Genomic DNA, 20677 nt, shown 5'->3' with positions numbered 1-20677 from the left:
TCCATTTTTACTGATATTCTAATTTATTAGTTTCCTAGTGTGGTATTAGGATAATAGAAATCTAAAATTTGCTTGTACGTTTGTTTAGGTAAACCATTGTACCCATTTGCTCTATTATTGGCACCTTGTTGACTCATTCCTACACCGTGTCCGAATCCTTTGCCGTGGATGGTAAAGCTATCACTGTTATTTTCGACAGATGGCGTGTATGTACTTCTGTAGTACATTGTACCGAACAAATATCTTAAATCAGTTGCAGAAGCCTCAATCGTTTCTTCATATTCTTTTAATTTTCCATCTGTTTCAAGATAGTAATTGTTTGTGCCTTTTTCTTTCATATAAAACTTAACTCTTAAAGAACCGCTTATACTTCTTTGGCCCTCATTTTTCTCAGGATCTATTACATAACTGGAGATTGACTTAATCTTTATTTCTTTATTTATATAACTACCTTTATATAAATAGCTCTTAATATTATCAATAAGCGGCGCTGTTTTTTGAGTTTCATCTAAATAAACTGTTTTAGATTCACTGACAGCATCCCACCACCAGCCTGGATTCTTTAAAGCTGCGTCTAAGGTGATATTACTATAAGTTGTTTTTTCTTCTGATGTTTTTATGATAGTGTCGTCACTGATAGCCGTTTTTGGTACTTTTAAATCCCATGAATAAGTATCATATGGATCATTTACATTCTGGAAATAACCCGGGTTTTCATAGCCCCATTCATCTTTATTGGTTGCTGTATAACCACCATTACTCGAAGAAAATGAAGCTGTAATTAAGTCTCCTTTGTACCTGAGTACTTGCCCTCTCGTATCTTCAACTGCCTGATTAGTTCTGGAGTGCCATTCGTATCCGCCATAGACTTGAAAGCTTTGATCATCCAAAACTGTTTGCTCTTTTTTGCGAATGGCAAAGGTACGCGCAGCAACCGCTTGGGCTTTTAATGCTTCCATATGGTAATAGGTTGGCGATTCTCTCGGAACTACACTTTTTAGGTAATCTTCAAAAGGGATGTTAATGTTTATTGGTCTAACGTATTTTTCAGATTCTGAAGTAAATTGCATCTTGCCCAGATATTGTCTTTCTGCACTACCTTTGATTGTAAGTACATTAGAAGTTGAGTATGATGATGGTGCCAACACAAAATTAGATTGACCAAAATCCGCAACCTTCGTGCTGCCTTGATACATTGCTAGTCTTCCAGATTCATTTTTCACGACATAATCCGTTCCAGCCTGCAGTTTAAATTCATTTGGCAGCTGATTAACCACTTTCTCTTCAACAGAAGCAGGACCACCTAAAATGTTGAATACGTTATAAGCCTTGTTATCTATTAAACTTTTAATAACATCAGGCAGATTATCAGCTCTTGTCAATAACAACGGCGAACCATTTTTAGCAGCCAGCACTGAGCCCGTTAATGCATCAGCAAACGTTAATCCGTTTGATACATATGCCATAGTTGAATTGATGTTTAACTCTTTTACGATATTTGCTGAAACTTCATAACGATCTTTACCATCAATTCGTTTAGTCGCTTTTGCACTATTATAAACATTATTATTCACACTTCCGGTACCGCCAATAACCGTTACCTCAGATTTCCCCTTTATAGCTTCATAAGTAGGAGCCGGTATACTATCTTTCCTAGTAAGAAGGATAGGGATCTCATTCTTTGCAGCATAAGGTGCTATAGCCAAGGCATCCGAAAAGATCAATCCGTTGGTAAGAAACGCATCACTTGACGCTCCGAGGTTTTGTGCAATTTTTTTTGATACCTCGAAACGATCTTTCCCATCAATACGGGAGACATTACCTGTAATGGACTTTAATTTATTTTCAACTGTCCCATTTACACTTCCAGTACCACCGACAATGATAATCTTATTCGGTTGAAGTGTTTTAATTTTATTGAACGTAGACTCAGGAATATCTCCTGCTCTGGTTAATAGAATAGGTGCATTATATTTGTAGGCAAGTGGTGACGCAGCAAGCGCATCAGCAAATGCTAATGAGTTGACAACAAACACTGTTTCAGCTGTATCCCAGCCGTTACTTGCGACATTTTCCGCCACCTCATAGCGATCATCACCAGAAAATCTTTTATTATTATTTTCTAGTTTATATGTACCTTGACTGTTTACTACAAGACTAGTTCTGTTGCCAATATAATTTTTCAATTTTACTGAAATAGTCGATGCACTGGCTTCTGAAATAGGAGAATAAGCTAAAATCACACTGGCACTAACAACTGATACAACTGTTTTTCTTAAAAAACCCAATATCCTTTACCTCCATCATTTTATTTCATTATTTCTACTAATTCGATCTGGCCTTTTTCATTTTCTTTTACCTTCAACTGATATTCTTTTCCTTCTTCCATTTCTTCAATTTGGTCAAGGATATCCGGATTGAATTGGATTGACTTAATTTCTCCATCCATTTCAACTTCCATGGTGTGAGGATCAGCTAATCCATTATAAGTGACCATTTTAGTCTCTTCCTTATTATCGGTAACTTCACTACTTCCTGAAGTGCTATTTTCTTCCACTTTTGTTTCCTGTGTTCCACAAGCAGTTAGTAATAGGAAAGATGAAAGCAAGGATGCTGCAATCTTATTTTTCATTTATTTATCACTCCATTAAATTTTTGTTACACATTTTACAATGTTAATACTATCTAAGCTTACAAAGATTGTAAATATAAAAATAGAAATTACTCGAAATTGTGTAATTAGTAGGGGTTTATGTCGAATTTAGGTAAAAATAAAAAAGTCACTCCTCAGAATGACTTTTATTATTTCAATATGAATGTTTTTATATATTCATGTTGCTGATTATTCTCATTTACTGTCCCCAAGGTCTTGAAACTAAACATGCAAGACCACATTTAGAGCGGTGGGCACCCCGAAAATCAACAGCAGTGTTTAACAAAGCTTTATGGTAAAAATTTATAAGTAAAATCAACTACATTCCTTATCCCAATAAATCTTAATACCTTCTTCTAGGGAATAATCAGGAGTATATCCAATAGCTTTTATTTTTTCTATACTGGTGTACGAATACTTAATGTCTCCAGATCTTTCTTCTTTTTCAATAATTGGAAGAGATAGCCCTGTAGCTCTTTCATATATTTCTATAAGCTGTTTTAAACTAGTAGAAATACCTGTTCCCAAGTTAAATATCTCCCCTACAGCCGCTTCTCTTTCCATGACCAATATAAGAGCTTTAACTACATCTTTCACATGAATGAAATCTCTTGTTTGATCTCCTTCCCCATATAAGATAAATGAATCTTCCTCATTATTTTTGAGTTTTTTAAATTTATCCGTGAGAATAGATACAACTCCCGAGTATGGGGAGGAAGGGTTCTGCCTGTTACCAAAAACATTAAAGAACCTCAAAACCGTGGTAGGTAAATGATACAGTCTGTTATAAGCAATTACATATTGTTCAGACCCATACTTGTCAATTGCATATGGCGTGAGAGGTTTGATTGTCGATTCTTCTGATTTAGGCAAGGTTGGCTCGTCACCAAAAATCGCAGCTGAAGAAGCAAAAATAAAGCGACCCACACCATATTTTTTTGCTGCTTCTAATAAAATTAAAGTTCCATCCATATTTGTTCTATGTGTTTCTGATGGTTTTTCTATAGAAGCAACTACACTTGCAACAGCGCCTAAATGAAAAATTGTTTTGATAGTATATTTACTGAATAAGGTGTTTACTAACTCTGGATCAGACAAATCTCCTTTAATAAAAGTAATATTATTATCCTGGGGCAGGTTGTTTTCATCTCCCATTGAAAGGTTATCAATTACAATAACCTTTTCGTTTCTATTTAAAAGCGCATCCACTAAGTGGGATCCTATAAACCCTGCCCCACCAGTTACTAAAATTCGACTCATGCATATTCTCCTTTCTAAAAGGTGTTTCTATAAATGTCAGCCTTATTATTTTACCGCAACCACTTTAAAATAAAAAATTATCATTCTGTTTCATAAATATTACTTACTAAAAAACTCTACTTATGGATTTTCGTGAACATTTGTTTTTCTAAAGCATTAAACTGTGACATCACAGAATGATAGCCATTACCATACAAACCATTCTCCGGCTCAAAAAGTTTGTACTCGTTTATCCCCTTTTTAATATATGATTCATCTAAATGATTACTTAATGTGATTACCACATTTTTATAAGGTATATTAATAGAAGAAAAACGATCAGTATACATAGAAACAAAGTATGATGTTTGAAATGGGTACAGTTCATTTTTTTGTTCCATTTCTTCTAATGTGCTGCCGATCAATGCATGTTGAATATGCCCATCAAACTTAGACATTGTTTTAAAATCTGCACTAGGATATTTTCCAATATATTCTTTAATAATCCCCTCTATATTTTCGCTAGTGAATTCATTCTTTGAAAGAGCGTGTGAAAAGATATTTTCCTCAGGGACCCCCAAAGCTCTAGTTGCTCTGAAGAAATCTTCTTCCCTTAATTCCCCAAAGGTTTCAACATCTATATGTCCATGGAGATAACTTTCTTCGATGGGGTCATGATACCTTTTATGCCAATGGCAAAAAAGTGGCATACCCTGCTCAAAAGGTAAAACATCCTTACCATCATAGAAGCCATTTTGAATGCTTCTTGCAAAAGAATCTTCCCCTTGAGACATTAACACTAAGTAGGTTGGTCTTCCTTCCCTAATCATATTTCTAATATCTACAGCATACGATAACACTTCATCATCTGCATGCGGTACAAAATATACCACTGGAACAGTGGAGGAATTCCGATGAAACAACTGATATTCAATTTCTTCTCCAACAGATCCTTGACCGCCCAGCAACAAAAAGCCGCTAACATTATTTCTTGTTATTGCTGTTAGAGATGACTCAGGTAGACTGTTTGGTTTCGTTAATAATATTGCAGTATTTTCTTTCGCTGCAGGTACCGAACCTGTAAGGGCATCTGCAAACGTTAAGCCTGTAGCAATGAAGGCACCGTTTTTATCCAAATTGAATTGCTCAAATATTTTTGATGCTACTTCATATCGATCCTTGCCTCCGATTCTTGTGGGAGAAGGCAAATCTTGTTGAACGGAATTACTTACGCTCCCCGTCCCTCCGATTACATATGTATGTTGAATGTTACTCTCTTTAATATAGTGTTTAGTCTCTTCCCCTAACTTGTTCGGACGAGTTAACAGAATCGGTATTCCATTCCGAGAGGCATAGGGTGAAACGGACAAAGCATCTGCGAACGCTTGGCTGTTTGCAAGAATGGCTGATTTGGGGCTACTGAATTCTTTTGCAATGTTTACAGCTACTTCGAATCTGTCTCTTCCCCCATACCTTATAATCTTGATGCCCATCCCACGAAGTTCTTTTTCAATTTGCACCGAGACACTCCCTGTTCCTCCAGCAATTATGACTTTAGAGGGGGATAGTCTGTTTAACTCTTCCTTGGTTGTTAAAGTTAGTTTATCAGGATGTGTCAATAACACAGGCGCATTATGTTTAAAAGCTAACGGACCTGCCGCCAAAGCGTCAGCAAAAGCATTATAATTGGATAAAACAACAACCTCCGCTGACTCCGGCCAGTATTTTTTTGATAAATTTACAGCTACTTCGAATCTATCTTCCCCGCCGATCCTATCATAATTAAATACCTCAGCATTAACTTCCTTACTGCCCGTTCCTAAAAAAGATACTACTAATACAACAATCATTAAATATTTCTTCATGAATCCAATCTCCTAAATAATTTCTATTAAGTTCCAAAAATACCTAACTTTTAACATGTTAATGCATTTTATATAAAAATTAAATAGTTATAATAAAATTACTATATAGGTATTTTATGGTATTTTATAAGTTGTATAGATACAAAAATGAAACTAGTTAAATTTAACTATATTTAGAGATGTTTTTTCTGAATTCAAAACCATTTTTTATACCAACTGTGATAAAATAACAATATATTTAACAATCTATGACAAAAAAGGAGAAGTACATGTGAAAAAAATGTTATTTACTGTAGCTACTACTGCAGTTATTTCTGCTTCTTTCGCTGCTCAAGCCTCTGCCAATACCCACAAAGTCGAACCGGGTGACACCTTATGGTCAATATCAAAGAAATATGACGTAAGTATATCCGAGTTAAAGCAGATGAATAACCTTCGAAATACAGTCATTTTTCCTAGACAGCAGCTAGTTGTGACTAAGAACCCAGCTTCGGTGCCTACTGATCCTAAACCGTCTCCTCCTGCCGTGCCCGTGGCTGAGAACGGCAAGACTTATACTATTAAGTCCGGTGACACACTTATAAGAATTGCTAACTCTCATTCTATCTCTTTAAGTGACCTGAAAAAGTGGAATCAAATTTCCTCGCATATTATTTATCCAGGTCAGAAATTAACAGTATCCGCTTCTACATCATCGCAAGTAAAAGAACCATCAAAAACAGAGGAAGATACAACAAAAAATGAAAATAATGTACCACCAGTCTCTAAGCCACAAAATGTTTCATATTCTGTTAAGTCGGGCGACACACTATACAAGATCAGCAGAGAATTCTCTGTCTCCGTTCAGGATATCAAACAATGGAATAACCTTAAATCCGATGTCATTCACATAGGGCAGAAGCTGGAGGTAGCCAAGCAGCAGACTTCCCATTCGCAAGACAGTGAGAAAGTTGCTCCAGGACCGGATTCTGAGATTACTTCTGAGGCCCTTGCCCATTTAGGGGCACCTTATAAATGGGGAGGATCTTCCTCAAGCGGTTTTGATTGCAGCGGTTATATCTATCATGTATTTAATGAGGCTGGATATGATATCAAGCGTCAATCCAGTGAAGGGTACTTTAACCGGTCTTATTACGTAGACAAACCTGAATTAGGGGACCTTGTATTTTTTGAAAATACATATAAGAAGGGAATCTCTCACGTAGGAATTTATATTGGAGATGAGCAATTCATTCATGCTGGAGATAACGGTGTTGAAATCAGCAGCTTAAATAATCCATATTGGAAATCTAAGTTTGATAGTTTTAAGAGATTTTATTAATTTTTTTAATAGCAAAAAAGGAGATATCAGCCAATTAAGATGCTGATATCTCCTTTTTTTCATGATAGTGTTCCATCAACACACAGGACGTTAGTAGAACGTTACGAATTTGCAGTTAGTTCTTTAATTTTCCCTTTAATGAACTGGGTATATTTATCATCCTGTTGAAGTTCGAAGACTATAAGGGCTTTTTCCATATACGATTTGGCTTGCTCCGGCTTTTCTAATAATTCTAAGTTATAACCGAAGTGATAGTGTAATTCTCCTAATAAGTACAAACTATCTTTGTGAAGTGCCCACTTAATGGCATTTTTGCAATATTTATTTGATTCTTCTATTCTTTTTAGCCTCGTTAGTGTCCTTGCCAGGTTATAATAAAGCCTTGTTTTAATGGTGTAGTTATTTAAATGAGGTAAAAGGTGCAAGTGATCTTCAATCTCTTCAAAAACTTCCAAAGCCTTATCCAAATCTTCGTAAAAATAAATTGCCCCTAGTGATAAAAGAATTTCTAATTCTCTCTCTTGAAGAAGCTTCCCTTTTTCATTTGTAATGCTGATTGCCTCTCGAAGAGTTTTCACCGAAGCATCCAGATCTTTTTTTACTTCATATAAATATATTCCTTTATGCCATAATAAGAGTTGGTGGTTTTTATTATTTTGGATGAATAAAGGGTTATCCTCCTCCGCTCTCACAATCTCCATCATTTCTTCAAATTTCAAATTCCTTCTGAGAATCTGAAGTTGTTGAAAAACCTCTTGTACATAATCTAACCTTGGCGTGGTGCCGATATCAAAGAAATAATTTACATCCACCCCTAATTTTTGCGAAATTTGATATAATGTAGAAGCGTAAGGAAACACATCTCCCTTTTCAATTTTACTTATTTGCGCCTGAGTACAGACTCCTTCTGCAAGATCCTCTTGAGAAAGTCCACTATTTTTTCTTAGTTCCTTAATTTTTTTTCCAACGGCCGTGAAGTCCATTTACATCCTCCTCTAAATATGCCTAGAGTTATATTTTTTGATGAAAATAGGTGTATTAACTATGTAATATTAAAATAAATAGGTATTTTGGCATTACACTCAAATTTAATAAAGATTGAATATGTGCTTTAATTATAATAACATATATATCATCAATCTTATCGAATATTAAGTTCAATAAGAAAGGGAGGAAAGACCCATGAAAAAACATTTTCTTGCCATTCTAACCGCTTCAATTCTTCTTCTTGGCGTTGCAGGTTTTTCAAGCAATACCACCGAGGAAGCAGCGGCAACCGTTCAAAAGCTGGAACTTCCTGGAAGTGCTCATTAATTACTTAATTTAAAACTTCCCATTTGGGAAGTTTTTTTCTTCTTAAATTCAGCCTCTTCCTTTTCCACATGTTTCTCATCAGACACCGTTCCAATCCCCCTAACCAGTAAATCATCACTTTACTTAATATATTCATGTAGGAATATTCCTATAGTTATACAAAAGAAGGAAAACATCACTTTCTGCACATATTCCCTAAAAATTTGCTTCCGTACCGATTATGAGTCGAAATACACTTTAAAAACTTTTGTGGTAGGATAAAAGTACAATAAAAGAAAGGGGGCTTCATGATGAAAGATATCAACATGAAAGTAAATCCTCTATATTCCGATGTAGATTTGTCGATTCAATTCCATTTCGAGTTCACACAAGGCGATACCAAAATCGGTGAAGCATCAGCATCCACCTACTCCATTGCCAACGATACCTATTCCCGCAGCCAAACCAACAATGTAACGTATCTAAAAACCAAAAAATGTGCAGTCATCGATCGATTCGATGTGGTTAATGAAACAGAAGCACTATGCATGAAGAAGCTTCAGCATTTTCTTCAAGTAATCGGGATGAAAGAAATTCATTCCGGTTATGACATTAAGGGCGGCCACATTTCAGGACTATAAAAAGAGAGCCTCTTCTGAAGGTATAAACCTCAGGAGGAGGTTCTTTTTTAGTTTAAGGCTTGTTAGAACCATAACAAAGATTACTTATAAGATGGTTGAAAAGGCCTGTTTTTCTTTCATATAAAATCCTTATAATGGAATTATATTTATATAAAGAGAGGCAGACAATTGAAAAAATTATTCTTATTATTGATTGCAGCATTGAGCCTTGGTGGTTGTACCTCACCAGGGTTGACTAATCATATTTATTTAATCCCTGAAGGATACGAAGGCTCCTTCACTGTTTTCTTTAATATCCCAGGTGCCCCCAAATTGAAAAAAGAAGGAGAATTTGCTGTATTTCCCATAGAAACAACAGAAATCGAAACCTTACATCAAACCGATTATTCAACGTATGGTTATGCCTTAACCTCAAGAAAGGAACCGTATCTTCCAAAAGCAGCTACATACGAAGTGAATAATAAATATTACTATATAGATCAGGCAGGGAAGCGAAAGGAAATTGATTCGTACTGTGTGCATGAACGAGGTGTTGGAGGCAACACGGGGGCAGACGGAAAAGAAATTGGCTACGTGGATGTACAAGTCACCCAAACTGAATGTGGTGAAGATTTTTATTTAAATGGTAAAGAAGAGTATACTACCCAGAGTAAGGAAGCTAAAAAGGAATTGATTAATAAACTTGATTAATGGTGAACGCCCCTCCCACTTTTAAATCAGAGGGAGGGGCTTTTGTTTGGTAAAAACCTTAATAATTAGCTAACGACCTTAAAGGAAGGACGGGGGAATCTATTCTTCTCGAGCACCAATCTCGGTGTTTTTATTCAATAACGTTTCATCGAGCCATTTTCTACTTAGCTGGAGTGTAGTAAGTTTTGCAGCGGAATCTACAAACACTACATCAAGATCTGCGTTTGTATCTCTCTGCCTGAGTTCAACGTCTCCCTCCACCCTCATTGTCAATTGATAATCCCCGTAAATGTATGCCATATAAATTTCTCCTGTTGACATCGCATCGTGGTAAAAGTAGGGGATACCCAGAGCATTCACCATTTGTTCCACTGTCAGATTTGTAACCGTTCTCCTTTTAACTTCCACCCTATGAAGGATTCCATCTCCTTTTTCGTCAAAAGTCAATAAATAATCACTGCCTAAATTATGTTTATATCCTCCTTCCGTCCCGCTTGCAAACGGAAGATTTCCGTACTTTTCAGTTATACTATCAAATGATTCTCCAATGACTATATTTACTCCATGCAATATGCCTTGTGACGCTTCAGCTTTAAATGCAGTTGGATTTTGAAGAATAAAAGAGAAATCGAAAGGTGGTGCCGGGCTGGTTGTTCCCCTTTGCTTTGGTTCTTCTTTTTCAGATTCTTCCTCTTCATCTTCATTTGATGGAGCAGGATCGGTTTTATCGTCTTCTACCGCAGGCTGTTCCTTTTTTCGGAGCTCTCTTTTCTCCTTTTTTATTTCGTCCTTTAAGTCATCTTCTGGTATAAACGTGGAGGGCTGATCCGGTTTATCAGGTATCTGTATTTCTTCACCCGGGTCTTCCTCAGTTAATTCTTCGTTTGAAAGGTAACTGCTTCCAAGTATCGAGAGCAGGCAAATAAAGGCTGCAATCACACCGATATTCAAGAATATATACCAGTTTATTTTCTTTTTAGGGTGATGATGATGAATCTTTGACATGATGCGCCTCTTCTGACTGGTAATTTCTATTTTATCGAATAATTCTTTGTCCAAATCTTCTTTGAGGGTGAATAAAGGGTCCCTTTCGTTATTCATCCTTATCCCTCCTTTCCAGCATCGTTTTCAGCTTCTGTCTTCCTCTTTCTAATCTGGTACGGACTGTAGAGGAGTTGATATTCAGCAGTTCACTGATTTCCCGGGTTGTCAGTTCTTCATAATAATACAATAGGATGATTTCTCTATATTTGACTGGAAGGGTAAAGATTTGTGCTGATAAACTGGTCTGTTCCTCTGTTTGAAGCAGGACTTGTTCTGGAGTAGCCGCAATCTCTTTATTAAAGAATCTATGAAATTTATCTACGACTGTACTTTTTCTGAAATAAGCTGATTTCTTATAATCCTTACATTTATTAATGGCAATGCGATAAATCCATGTTTTATAGGACGACTGATGGTTGAATTGGTCCAGTGCATCATATACTTTAATAAAGACATCCTGGCAGATGTCCTGAGCGGCCGGCCAATCCTGAACATAAAAGTAAGCCAGCTTCGTTATAGATATTTCATATTCATCGATCAGTGACTCAATCAAGTGATTCTTATGTGTATCTTCCAAATGAAGGACTCCCCCTTTCACTTGATTATTTGAAAGTTACTACAAGACATTCATTATACAGGGTGATTAAGTCTTTCTTTCCCAAATTGATTTTCTTGGCTCCTTACATTAACAATAAAAAAATTCATATATAGGAGGAAATAAATTAATTGATTTCCATTACATGTTAGACGATAAAAGCGATTAAATGTCTCATATTTTAAAACAAATTTAAAAAGTGTATCCCATGACGAAGAGATACACTTTTTGTTCATCTTACTTTATTAGTGAATTGACAATAAGCAAGCTGGCAATTCTGCTCGTCATATCCCGGATATCAAGCGTCGGGTCGATTTCCACGATGTCCATGGTTTGGACTTTCGGGTGTTTTATTGACTGCTGGACCGCTTCTGCGAGTGTATCCGGATCCATTCCGCCAGGGCCGATTGCCGGGCAGCCGGGAGCGTATGCCTGGTCGAGGACGTCCATGTCGACGGATAGGTAGATGGTGTCGACTTGAGTGTCCAGCCGGGTTAGGGCTGACTGGATCAGTTCTGTGATTGGGCGTTGCCTGACGTCCTTCATGGTGTGGACAGATACGCCTTTTTGGATGGCGTAGTCGTGATAAGCTTTGGCATTCGCATAGTTGCGGATCCCGATTTGGATCAGATGCTCGCCTTTCAGATGTCCTTCTTCTATCAATCTTCTGAATGGCGTGCCGTTGGTAGGTCCTCCGTCTTCCGTGTTTCTCAGATCATGGTGGGCATCGAGTTGGATGACCCCTACCGTCCCTATTGTTTCTTTGATTGCTTTCACGGTTGATGTGGTGATGGAGTGATCCCCGCCGAGAATGATGGTTAAAGGTGCCGCTTGGGCTTGTGCGACTTCTTTGGTTGATTGATAGATTCTCTGGTGGCACTCTTCGATTGATGTCGGGTGCATGGCAATGTCGCCGAAATCGATGATGGTTTTGTTGCTGATGTCCGCTTCTTCTTCGATATTATACGTCGTGAAGGAGTTAAGGCATCTTCTAATGGCATCTGGTGCAAAGCTCGCTCCCGAGTGAGAGATGGACGGCTTGGAAAGGGGTGCGCCTATTATGGCGACATCCCCTTTTGAGCCTTCTGTGTACGGTGTCAGCAGCTCTGCTGCCTTCGTTGTGTACCGGTCCTTGAACTGTGCTTTCCCTGCCGGCTTAATGTGTTGAAATATGCTCATGAAGCTTCTCCTTGCGGTATATGATGCATCCGTTTTTCATGACAGTATGAGTGTGGTTCACTCCGTAATGATATGGAACATAGTGATAGTTTGGTGCATCCCAGAGGACGATGTCGGCTTTGCGCCCTTTTATGAGCTTGCCTGCCTGTTCTCCTCTGTTGATGGCGTATGCAGAGTTGACCGTCACCGCGTTCCAGATTTCTTCCGGGGTCATTTTCAGCTGCAGCGATGCCAGGTTCATGATGAACTGCAGGTTCTCTGTAGGCGAGCTGCCCGGGTTGAAGTCCGTTGACAGTGCGATGGCCGCTCCCGCTTCCAGCATTCCTCGAGCGTTGGCAAACTTTCCTTTGTTCAAGTAGAAGGATGTACCAGGTAAGAGGACGGCGATGGTGTCTGTTGCTCCCAGTGCTTGGATTCCTTTTTCAGATGCTCCTACCAAATGATCTCCGCTTGTGGCTCCGATTTCAGTGGCCATTTCCGTTCCGCCGAGCGGGTCGATTTCATCGGCATGAATTTTTACGGAGAAGCCTTTTTCTTTTGCCGCTTTTAGGAATTTGCGGGACTGCTCGACAGTGAAAACGCCTGTTTCACAGAAGATGTCGACGAATTCTGCTAGGTTTTCTTTTTCAATGTCTGCGAGCAACTTAAGCATTTCCTGTAAGAATTCATCTGAACGTTCTTTGTATTCCGGCGGGATTGCGTGTGCTCCTAAGAAAGTCGACACTAAGTCCGCTGCGTGTTCTTCGTTTAATTTTTTTGCCACACGGAGCTGCTTTAGCTCCGTTTCTTTGTCGAGGCCGTAGCCGCTTTTCGCTTCGACGGTGGTTACTCCGTACGAAATCATCCTGTCGAGGTGGAAGCGGGCTTTTTTAAGCAGTTCTTCTTCAGATGCTTCACGGGTAGCTCCTACTGTTGAAAGAATGCCCCCTCCCCGCTTAAGGATTTCTAAGTATGGAACCCCTTGCTGCTTCAGCGCCATTTCATGTTCGCGTGAGCCGCCGAATACCAGGTGGGTGTGCGGGTCTACAAGACCTGGCGTCACGAGTTTACCCTCTGCGTCGATTCGTTCGGTTGCTTTATGGGATTGGGCTTCCTCATGTGTACCGATCCATTCTACTAGTCCGTCTTTGATACCAACGGCTGCATGTTCGATGACCGGCAGCTCACTCATTTCCTTCCCTTTGAGGGGTCCTTCCCCGTGGTCCATCGTGAGCAGCTGTCCTATATTTTCAATGATCGTGTCGAATTGTTTTGTCATCCCTTATTCTCCTCCTTTTTTCATTGGGATTTGAATGTTGTGTTTTTCGGCTGTTTTTTCTGCGATATCGTAGCCTGCGTCGGCGTGGCGGATGACGCCCATTCCAGGGTCGGTGGTAAGCACGCGCTCTAGTCTTTCTTGGGCAAGGTCCGTACCGTCTGCAACAACGACCATACCGGCGTGCAGGGAGTAACCCATACCGACTCCGCCGCCGTGGTGGAAGGAAATCCATGAGCCGCCTGCTGCCGTGTTAATCAGGGCGTTCAAAATTGCCCAATCCCCTACAGCGTCACTTCCGTCTTTCATGCTTTCCGTTTCACGGTTCGGAGATGCAACGGATCCGCAGTCCAGGTGGTCACGGCCGATAACGACAGGTGCTTTCAGCTCGCCCTTACGTACCAGCTCGTTGATCGCCAGACCCATCTTCACGCGCTCACCGTAACCAAGCCAACAGATGCGTGAAGGCAGTCCCTGGAACGATACCTGCTCCTGCGCCATGTCGATCCAGCGGTTGAGTGCTTCGTTTTCAGGGAACAGCTCTTTGATCAGGCGGTCTGTTCTGTAAATGTCCTCCGGGTCGCCAGAAAGCGCTGCCCAGCGGAACGGCCCTTTCCCTTCGCAGAATAACGGACGGATGTAGGCAGGAACGAATCCAGGGAAGTCGAAGGCATTTTCCACTCCTTCGTCTTTCGCGACCTGGCGGATGTTGTTGCCGTAGTCAAATACGATTGAGCCCCTCTTTTGGAACTCGAGCATGGCTTCCACGTGTTTGGCCATGCTTTTTTGTGAAAGCTGTGTATATTGAGATGGATTTTCTTTTCTTAGACGCGCCGCTTCTTCTAATGAATATCCTTCAGGAACATAACCGTTTAAAGGATCGTGAGCTGAAGTCTGATCGGTCACGATGTCGATTTTCACGCCTCTTTTTAAAAATTCGTGGTGAACTTCGGCTGCGTTTCCTAGAAGCGCGATGGATAGGGCTTTCCCCTTATCTCTTGCTTCGTAAGCCATTGCGACTGCCTCTTCCAAGGAGTCCGTCTTCACGTCGCAGTATTTCGTGTCGAGGCGCTTCTGGATGCGCTCTTCATCGACGTCGACTGCGATGACCACACCGCCGTTCATCGTAACGGCCAATGGCTGCGCACCGCCCATTCCGCCAAGCCCGGCTGTTAGGGTTATCGTTCCTTTTAAAGAGTTATTGAAGTGCTTTTTCGCTAATGCTGCAAACGTCTCGTATGTTCCTTGAAGGATTCCCTGAGTACCGATGTAAATCCAGCTTCCCGCTGTCATTTGCCCGTACATCATGAGACCTTTTTGATCCAGCTCGTGGAAATGCTCCCAGTTCGCCCATTTCGGTACTAGTACCGAGTTGGAAAGAAGAACCCTTGGAGCCGCTTGGTGCGTTTTGAAGACGCCGACAGGTTTACCTGATTGGACAAGCATCGTTTCGTCGTTTTCAAGATTTCTTAGTGTGTTGACAATCGCATCGAAAGACTCCCAGTTACGAGCCGCTTTCCCGATGCCGCCGTATACCACAAGCTCTTCCGGGATTTCAGCTACTTCGGGATCCAGGTTGTTGTACAGCATGCGGAGGACCGCTTCCTGCTCCCATCCTTTACATTCGATTTCCGTTCCTTTTTTCACATTGACGATTCGTTTGTTTGCATTAACCATTTGTCGTTTCCTCCTTTGTTTTGGTGATGGATTTTAGTTGGAATTGTTTCAGCCAGCTGTTCACTTTCTCTATGTCTTTCGAGAAGATTCGGTCCTTCGTGATGGAAGGAACGATTTTTCTCGCTTCTTCATAAAATTTACGGGTCGTGCTTGCGAGCAGGTCCGTTCCGCGGTGCTCGACTGCCTGCAGATTGCAGATCAATTCGACTGCAAGGACCCTTCTTGTGTTTTGTAAAATTTGATACGCATGACGGGAGCCGATTGTCCCCATGCTCACATGGTCCTCCTGGTTCGCGGATGACGGGATCGAATCGACGCTTGCAGGGTGGGCCAATGTTTTGTTTTCTGAAACAAGTGATGCCGCGCAGTATTGCATGATCATTGCCCCCGACTGCAGGCCGGGCTGCGGGCTCAGAAATGCCGGCAGGTCGTTCAGCTGCGGATTGACGAGCCGTTCGATTCTCCGTTCCGAGATGTTGGCGAGCTCTGCTACGGCAATCTTCATGAAGTCCATTGCGAAGGCAATCGGCTGGCCATGGAAGTTGCCCCCGGAGATGACCTTTTCCCCGTTTTCGAAAATCAGCGGGTTATCGGTTGCTGCGTTCATTTCGATCTCCAGCTTTTCTTTTACATAATCGAGTGCCTGCCAGGATGCCCCGTGCACTTGCGGGATGCACCTGAGGGAGTAGGCGTCCTGTACGCGGATGTCTCCCTGTTTGGTTGTGAGCTTGCTGTCCCGCAGGTAGGTTCTAATTCGCTTTGCCGTTGCTACCTGTTGAGGATACCCTCTTACTAAATGTATATCTTCGTCAAACGCATCCATGATTCCTTGCAGACCTTCCAAGGTCAGACTGGCGATCATTTCACTTTGATAGGCCAGTTCCTCTGCTTCCAAGTATCCGATTACACCCATTGCCGTCATCGCCTGTGTGCCGTTGATCAGTGCCAGCCCCTCTTTTGCCTGGAGCTGGATCGGGAAGATGTTTTCTTTAGAAAGTACAGGCAGTGTCTGATGGACTTCGCCTTGGTAATGAACTTCCCCCTCACCCATAAGTGCCAACGCCAGGTGGGAAAGAGGGGCGAGGTCGCCGCTTGCTCCAAGAGACCCTTGCTGCGGGATCACCGGGTGGATTTCTTTATTCAGGAACTCTACCAATCTTTCAACGATTACTGGCCTAACGCCGGAATATCCTTTAAGAAGGGCATTTGCCCTAAGGAGAAGCATCGCCCTCGAAACCGTCTCAGGGAATGGCTCTCCCACTCCGCATGCATGGGAATGGATAAGGTTAAGCTGCAGCTCCTCCACATCATCCGAATCGATCAGCACATCACTGAACTTCCCGAAGCCCGTCGTAATCCCGTAGACCACTCGCTTCTCCTTCACAATCTTTTCAACCGCTTCACGGCTCTTCTTCACCCGAGCCATACTCTCTGGGGAAATCACAACCTCCTCCCCTTCATAAATGATCCTTCTCGCATCCTCCAAACTCAACGAACACCCTGTCAACACAACCATCTATCATCACCTCATTAAAATTATTTACATTCATACTGCTTTCACACTTTAAAGCACGGCGGGACGGGCTTTCAGCCAAGCACCGCTTTAATGTAGCCTGGGACGGGCTTTCAGCAAACTACCGCGTTAATCCAGTTTGGGACGGGCCTTAATAATCATCAATTTCACAAGAAAAAGAGGCCCGACCCGAAGACAGAGTTCTGCCTCGGGTCGAGCCTCCTTTTGACTGGTTTCTATAGGCTCTTTCTACATTAAATTGATTTCTTAAAAAAAACATGCATTTCGATTCCATCCAGACTGCTAAATACAGTTCTGCCACGTGCTCTTTTCACAGTCAATGTAAACCTGTAAACAGCAGAGTTCACGAAAATACCCAAACCCCGGTATTTTCTTGCGTGTAATAAAGCATAGTGTCTGAAAAGAGCTTCATTTAGATATGATTGATGCCTAAACCGATTGTTTCATGTTCCAATCCTTTAATGGGCGCGCCAATCGTTCCATACAGTGCGACTGCGATCCATTCGCCTTCTTCTTCGTTTTTATAAGGGGTCCCCCTCACGATAGAAAAGCGAAGGCCGACCGTTCGGAGGACTTCCCCAATCTGGGTGTGCCCCCTGGTCACCCCGGTCAGGGCTTCCATGGTCGCGTGATACAGCGCATGCATTTCACGATAGAGATCTTCTCGTACAAGATCACTTCTTTTTGCTGCCGTTTCGATGGCAGCGACAATCTTTTGACTGTCCATGGAGCCGATTTTGCCTGTGCAATAGCTCCAGTTCATTTCATTGAAATGCCTGTTCCACTCTTCTTCTTCCTGATCCAGGAGCAGGAGCAGCATGGCATTCTTTCCAATTTTGGTATGATCCATTTTATCCAAGTGGCATTCGCACCTTAACTAGAAAATTCTAAAAATACTAATAACTACTTATATTGTATGTGGTGTTTTTCGATAGGTCAACGGAAAATGTCGCGATTTTAGAAACTTAGAGAGGCAGTTTGGTAGTGTGGTAAAGGGTTTTATGATGGTTTTGGAGACTTAGCTGACAGAGGTTATTTGCATTCATTAAAAATAGACGCCCCCATAAATCAGGTTCGCCTGGTGGCTCCTTTATGAATCTTCTTGTTTATTGCCTTTCCCTTTATATACATCAGGATTTTTCAGAAAGTATGTAATACTCCCGCCGTCGCATTTGTGACTGAGATAGGAAAGGATATCCTGCCTGTCACCATCCGTTAATGTATCTTTACTGGGAAAGCGGGCACGTATATTCAACTTACCTTCTCCATCTTGGTTTTCAAGCACGATTTTACAATCCAGAGGTTTTTGGTCCCTGTCATCTACACGCACATATTTAAACGGAATGGAATGCTTTGAATCAATCGGTATCGCAAACAACGTGCTGAAGCCCACCGTTTCAAGAATTTTATCCGAATACATGATTCCTTCCAATGCGTGAGAGAAACCCGGCGGCCTGCTTACCACAACCAGTCGATTATGGTATTGCTGACCCTGGAATAATACGAGGTGTTTTTTAGGTGTAGTCACTATTTTTCTTGATACGTGGAAATCTTCGAAAACCAGGATGAATTCTTTGTTCATTACTTCCTCCTTTTTGAGCTTGAATTTTCAATATTAATAACTAGGAATATTTTCCTATAAATTAAGATTCGACATCAATTTCCGTTTTCCTGTAAGAAGTTTAATTTTTTTCGAACTTTTTATTCTTTAAAATGCCCGTCTCTCACTATGTTATTGCAGCGAGTGGCGGGCATGTAAATTCACTATTTTTTCTCTTTCTTACCTGTATAAACAATGCGCTTATTTTCCTGGATGAAACAGGTAAGTTTATTGGTATGAGTAATTTCCTGATGGGTGTTGATAATATATAGCTCATAAAAATTTTTGTCATTTTCTTTGTTGTTGGAAAAGAAGTGCACCCGCTTTTTCCCATAGTCGCCTGCCCGGAAGTAACTATTCTTTTTCTTTGTTACGTGAAAACTTACCTTGCTGGCAGCAAAGTCATTTCGGATCCCATTCATTTCTATCCTAGTTGTCTTTTCTGCCTTTCCTTCACTGTTTTTTGTACTCTCTGGTCTCTGTTCTATCATTATTTTCGCCACCCTTCCTTCTTTTACAACAAATGACAATATTCCACTTCCTTATCATACTACCGATTAACGGAATTTGGTATAGATAATTGTTTTAATATCAAATTGAAGAGTCTCTTGAATAACTCGATGACCGAAGTAAAAGTTTGTCCTGAAAGTAAAGGGAGGAGTAGTCACCATCACTTTAAACTAAAAAAAGCACTCCATAAGCCCGTTTGGGATTAGAGTGCTTTTTCGTTTTGGAATGTATATTCACTTTGAAGTTCTTGTTTTAGCCAATTTAACATTTTATTTGCATCCATGTTCCCTTGCTGTCCTTTATCGAATGCCTTTTGCATCACGGACAGAACGTGCTGGTCTTTACTTGCGTTCTTATTCAAAAAAGACAACCTCCTACAGTTTCAAACAGTTTCTACTACTTTAATACACTAGTTGTCGAAAGTTCAAACATCAATATATAGGTATATTACCATATTTATACACAAAATGACATCTTTTTTAGTGGAAAATTTTTCTTTAAAATTACTATTTACCTATAAACATTTTCGTCCGATTGTCCGATAATATAACTTGGTAAAGGTTTGAATAAGGCAAACTCATCGAAAGGTGAGGACGCAAAACTGTAGGGGCTAAATCAGCCAGCCAGTTACCAAACCATGAACAAAGGGGGATATATCGTTGGCATTTCTAACACCAGAAGAAGCAATGAAAAAAAAGAAAATACAAAAAGTCTTCATGTACATAAGCTTTTTCCTCATCACGATCCTGCTGATAGCGGGGACTACTTACCTAACATATCAAGCATAATAGAAGGGCGTCTTTTGACGCTTTTTTATTTTACTCATAAATTCATTCTACAATTTATGGAAAAGTTCGATCTTTTTCGATAGAATAAGAGAAGGAATCAATTCAGGCTGGAGGACAACCATTTATGCATAGAGAAGTCAGACTCTTCAAAGGTTTAACACAACCATCCATCTTCTTTTATCAACTCACTGAAACAGAAAAACTCGTAAAATTTCGCAAAAAAATGTTTCTCTTATTCTTCCTTTCTTGTATCACTTTCGGATTCACTGCGTTCTTTGGACTGGGAATGGATTCTATATCAAAAGAATTAACAACATTATCACCAACGACCTACGAATTAGAAAAATTTTTATTTTTTCTGGGAAGGCTGCTGGCCGGACTGTTATATGCAGCCATAATATTATTCATCCCTTCACTGATCTTTTGGACGATTTCTGATGATGGTGAATATAAAAAGCTTGTGATGACCCAAGGGATTATCCTCATGATTCTATTGCTTGAAAGATTGACATACATACCTTTATCCCTGTTTTTATCGCTGGATTGGCACTCATCTCCGCTATCCCTGGGAGTACTTGCCCAGTACATCACATCAAATTCTTTAATTATATATTTTTTAGGCATCGCTAGCTTATTTAAGGTTTGGATCTTTTACATCCAATACAAAGGATTGAAATCTCTCACACAGCAGAAAAATTGGCTCATCTGGCTAGTTATTTTTCTAACAAATCTAATCTTTTGGGCTATTACAGCTTTACTTGCATATTTAAATATTTCCACCCTTATCTAACAA

At 40.4% G+C, this 20677-nt stretch carries 21 protein-coding genes and 1 riboswitch; of the genes, 6 read left to right on the top strand and 15 right to left on the bottom strand.

The genetic code is table 11. The annotated features are described in order from the left end of the window. Positions 1–26: 26 nt before the first annotated feature. The 4 genes from HWX64_RS13500 to HWX64_RS13485 all read right to left on the bottom strand — a co-directional run bounded on the left by HWX64_RS13500 (position 27) and on the right by HWX64_RS13485 (position 5757). On the bottom strand, positions 27–2288 hold the full coding sequence (locus HWX64_RS13500) for a cell wall-binding repeat-containing protein (RefSeq protein ID WP_175990069.1): 2262 nt from the start codon (positions 2286–2288) through the stop codon (positions 27–29). 20 nt (positions 2289–2308) lie between these two features. Then, entirely contained in the window at positions 2309–2632 is a 324-nt protein-coding gene (locus HWX64_RS13495; RefSeq protein ID WP_175990068.1) for a hypothetical protein, read from the bottom strand. 336 nt (positions 2633–2968) lie between these two features. Then, positions 2969–3913 carry an NAD-dependent epimerase/dehydratase family protein gene (locus HWX64_RS13490; protein WP_175990067.1) on the bottom strand — a complete coding sequence of 315 codons (945 nt, stop codon included), beginning with the start codon at positions 3911–3913 and terminating at the stop codon, positions 2969–2971. 116 nt (positions 3914–4029) lie between these two features. Continuing rightward, a complete protein-coding gene (locus HWX64_RS13485) occupies positions 4030–5757 on the bottom strand; it encodes a cell wall-binding repeat-containing protein (protein WP_175990066.1) in 1728 nt (575 codons plus the stop codon). Positions 5758–6037: 280 nt separating this feature from the next. Here HWX64_RS13485 and HWX64_RS13480 point away from each other — a divergent pair, with 280 nt between their 5' ends. Next, positions 6038–7078: a LysM peptidoglycan-binding domain-containing protein gene (locus tag HWX64_RS13480; protein WP_254871191.1), complete on the top strand. Its 1041-nt coding sequence runs from the start codon at positions 6038–6040 to the stop codon at positions 7076–7078. A 101-nt stretch (positions 7079–7179) separates the two neighbouring features. Here the strand turns inward: HWX64_RS13480 and HWX64_RS13475 are convergent, their stop codons facing one another. Beyond that, entirely contained in the window at positions 7180–8061 is an 882-nt protein-coding gene (locus HWX64_RS13475) for a helix-turn-helix domain-containing protein (RefSeq protein WP_175990064.1), read from the bottom strand. Positions 8062–8260: 199 nt separating this feature from the next. On the opposite strand from HWX64_RS13475, the gene HWX64_RS22120 reads away from it, so the two are divergent. The 3 genes from HWX64_RS22120 (at position 8261) to HWX64_RS13465 (ending at position 9702) form a co-directional block, all read left to right on the top strand. After that, positions 8261–8392: a hypothetical protein gene (locus tag HWX64_RS22120; protein ID WP_303049484.1), complete on the top strand. Its 132-nt coding sequence runs from the start codon at positions 8261–8263 to the stop codon at positions 8390–8392. Positions 8393–8679: 287 nt separating this feature from the next. Then, on the top strand, positions 8680–9012 hold the full coding sequence (locus tag HWX64_RS13470) for a hypothetical protein (protein ID WP_175990063.1): 333 nt from the start codon (positions 8680–8682) through the stop codon (positions 9010–9012). 168 nt (positions 9013–9180) lie between these two features. After that, on the top strand, positions 9181–9702 hold the full coding sequence (locus tag HWX64_RS13465; protein WP_175990062.1) for a DUF6843 domain-containing protein: 522 nt from the start codon (positions 9181–9183) through the stop codon (positions 9700–9702). A 99-nt stretch (positions 9703–9801) separates the two neighbouring features. On the opposite strand, the gene HWX64_RS13460 is transcribed toward HWX64_RS13465, so the two are convergent. The 10 genes from HWX64_RS13460 to HWX64_RS13415 form a co-directional block, all read right to left on the bottom strand. After that, positions 9802–10803: a hypothetical protein gene (locus HWX64_RS13460; RefSeq protein WP_175990061.1), complete on the bottom strand. Its 1002-nt coding sequence runs from the start codon at positions 10801–10803 to the stop codon at positions 9802–9804. Beyond that, positions 10796–11323 carry a sigma-70 family RNA polymerase sigma factor gene (locus HWX64_RS13455; RefSeq protein ID WP_175990060.1) on the bottom strand — a complete coding sequence of 176 codons (528 nt, stop codon included), beginning with the start codon at positions 11321–11323 and terminating at the stop codon, positions 10796–10798. The genes HWX64_RS13460 and HWX64_RS13455 overlap by 8 nt, the downstream gene beginning before the upstream one ends. Positions 11324–11578: 255 nt before the next feature. Continuing rightward, complete coding sequence (gene hutG, locus HWX64_RS13450; protein ID WP_175990059.1) at positions 11579–12520, bottom strand: formimidoylglutamase; 942 nt, start codon at positions 12518–12520, stop codon at positions 11579–11581. After that, positions 12498–13778 carry an imidazolonepropionase gene (gene hutI, locus HWX64_RS13445; protein ID WP_175990058.1) on the bottom strand — a complete coding sequence of 427 codons (1281 nt, stop codon included), beginning with the start codon at positions 13776–13778 and terminating at the stop codon, positions 12498–12500. The genes hutG and hutI overlap by 23 nt, the downstream gene beginning before the upstream one ends. Before the next feature lie 3 nt (positions 13779–13781). Further along, positions 13782–15452: a urocanate hydratase gene (hutU, locus tag HWX64_RS13440; protein ID WP_175990057.1), complete on the bottom strand. Its 1671-nt coding sequence runs from the start codon at positions 15450–15452 to the stop codon at positions 13782–13784. Continuing rightward, the gene (gene hutH, locus HWX64_RS13435; protein WP_175990056.1) at positions 15445–16968 is read right to left on the bottom strand and encodes a histidine ammonia-lyase; all 1524 of its coding nucleotides are present in this window, start codon (positions 16966–16968) and stop codon (positions 15445–15447) included. Before hutH ends, hutU begins: the two co-directional genes overlap by 8 nt. A gap of 430 nt (positions 16969–17398) precedes the next feature. Then, on the bottom strand, positions 17399–17836 hold the full coding sequence (gene hutP / locus HWX64_RS13430; RefSeq protein ID WP_175990730.1) for a hut operon transcriptional regulator HutP: 438 nt from the start codon (positions 17834–17836) through the stop codon (positions 17399–17401). 240 nt (positions 17837–18076) lie between these two features. Beyond that, entirely contained in the window at positions 18077–18568 is a 492-nt protein-coding gene (locus HWX64_RS13425; RefSeq protein WP_175990055.1) for a hypothetical protein, read from the bottom strand. A 182-nt stretch (positions 18569–18750) separates the two neighbouring features. Next, positions 18751–19116, bottom strand: coding sequence for a hypothetical protein (locus HWX64_RS13420; RefSeq protein ID WP_175990054.1), 366 nt, complete (start codon positions 19114–19116; stop codon positions 18751–18753). A gap of 182 nt (positions 19117–19298) precedes the next feature. Then, positions 19299–19457, bottom strand: coding sequence for a hypothetical protein (locus HWX64_RS13415; protein ID WP_175990053.1), 159 nt, complete (start codon positions 19455–19457; stop codon positions 19299–19301). A gap of 199 nt (positions 19458–19656) precedes the next feature. Further along, positions 19657–19731, top strand: a riboswitch (cyclic di-GMP riboswitch). A 24-nt stretch (positions 19732–19755) separates the two neighbouring features. On the opposite strand from HWX64_RS13415, the gene HWX64_RS22115 reads away from it, so the two are divergent. Both HWX64_RS22115 and HWX64_RS13410 read left to right on the top strand, forming a co-directional pair. After that, positions 19756–19884: a hypothetical protein gene (locus tag HWX64_RS22115; RefSeq protein WP_303049483.1), complete on the top strand. Its 129-nt coding sequence runs from the start codon at positions 19756–19758 to the stop codon at positions 19882–19884. A 286-nt stretch (positions 19885–20170) separates the two neighbouring features. After that, entirely contained in the window at positions 20171–20674 is a 504-nt protein-coding gene (locus tag HWX64_RS13410; protein WP_175990052.1) for a hypothetical protein, read from the top strand. Positions 20675–20677: the final 3 nt, after the last annotated feature.

Origin of the sequence: Bacillus sp. Marseille-Q1617 (assembly GCF_903645295.1) — a bacterium.
Taxonomy (GTDB): domain Bacteria; phylum Bacillota; class Bacilli; order Bacillales; family Bacillaceae_B; genus Rossellomorea.
The sequence above is the reverse complement of the archived record's forward strand: the minus strand, read 5'-3'. Positions and strand labels throughout refer to the sequence as shown.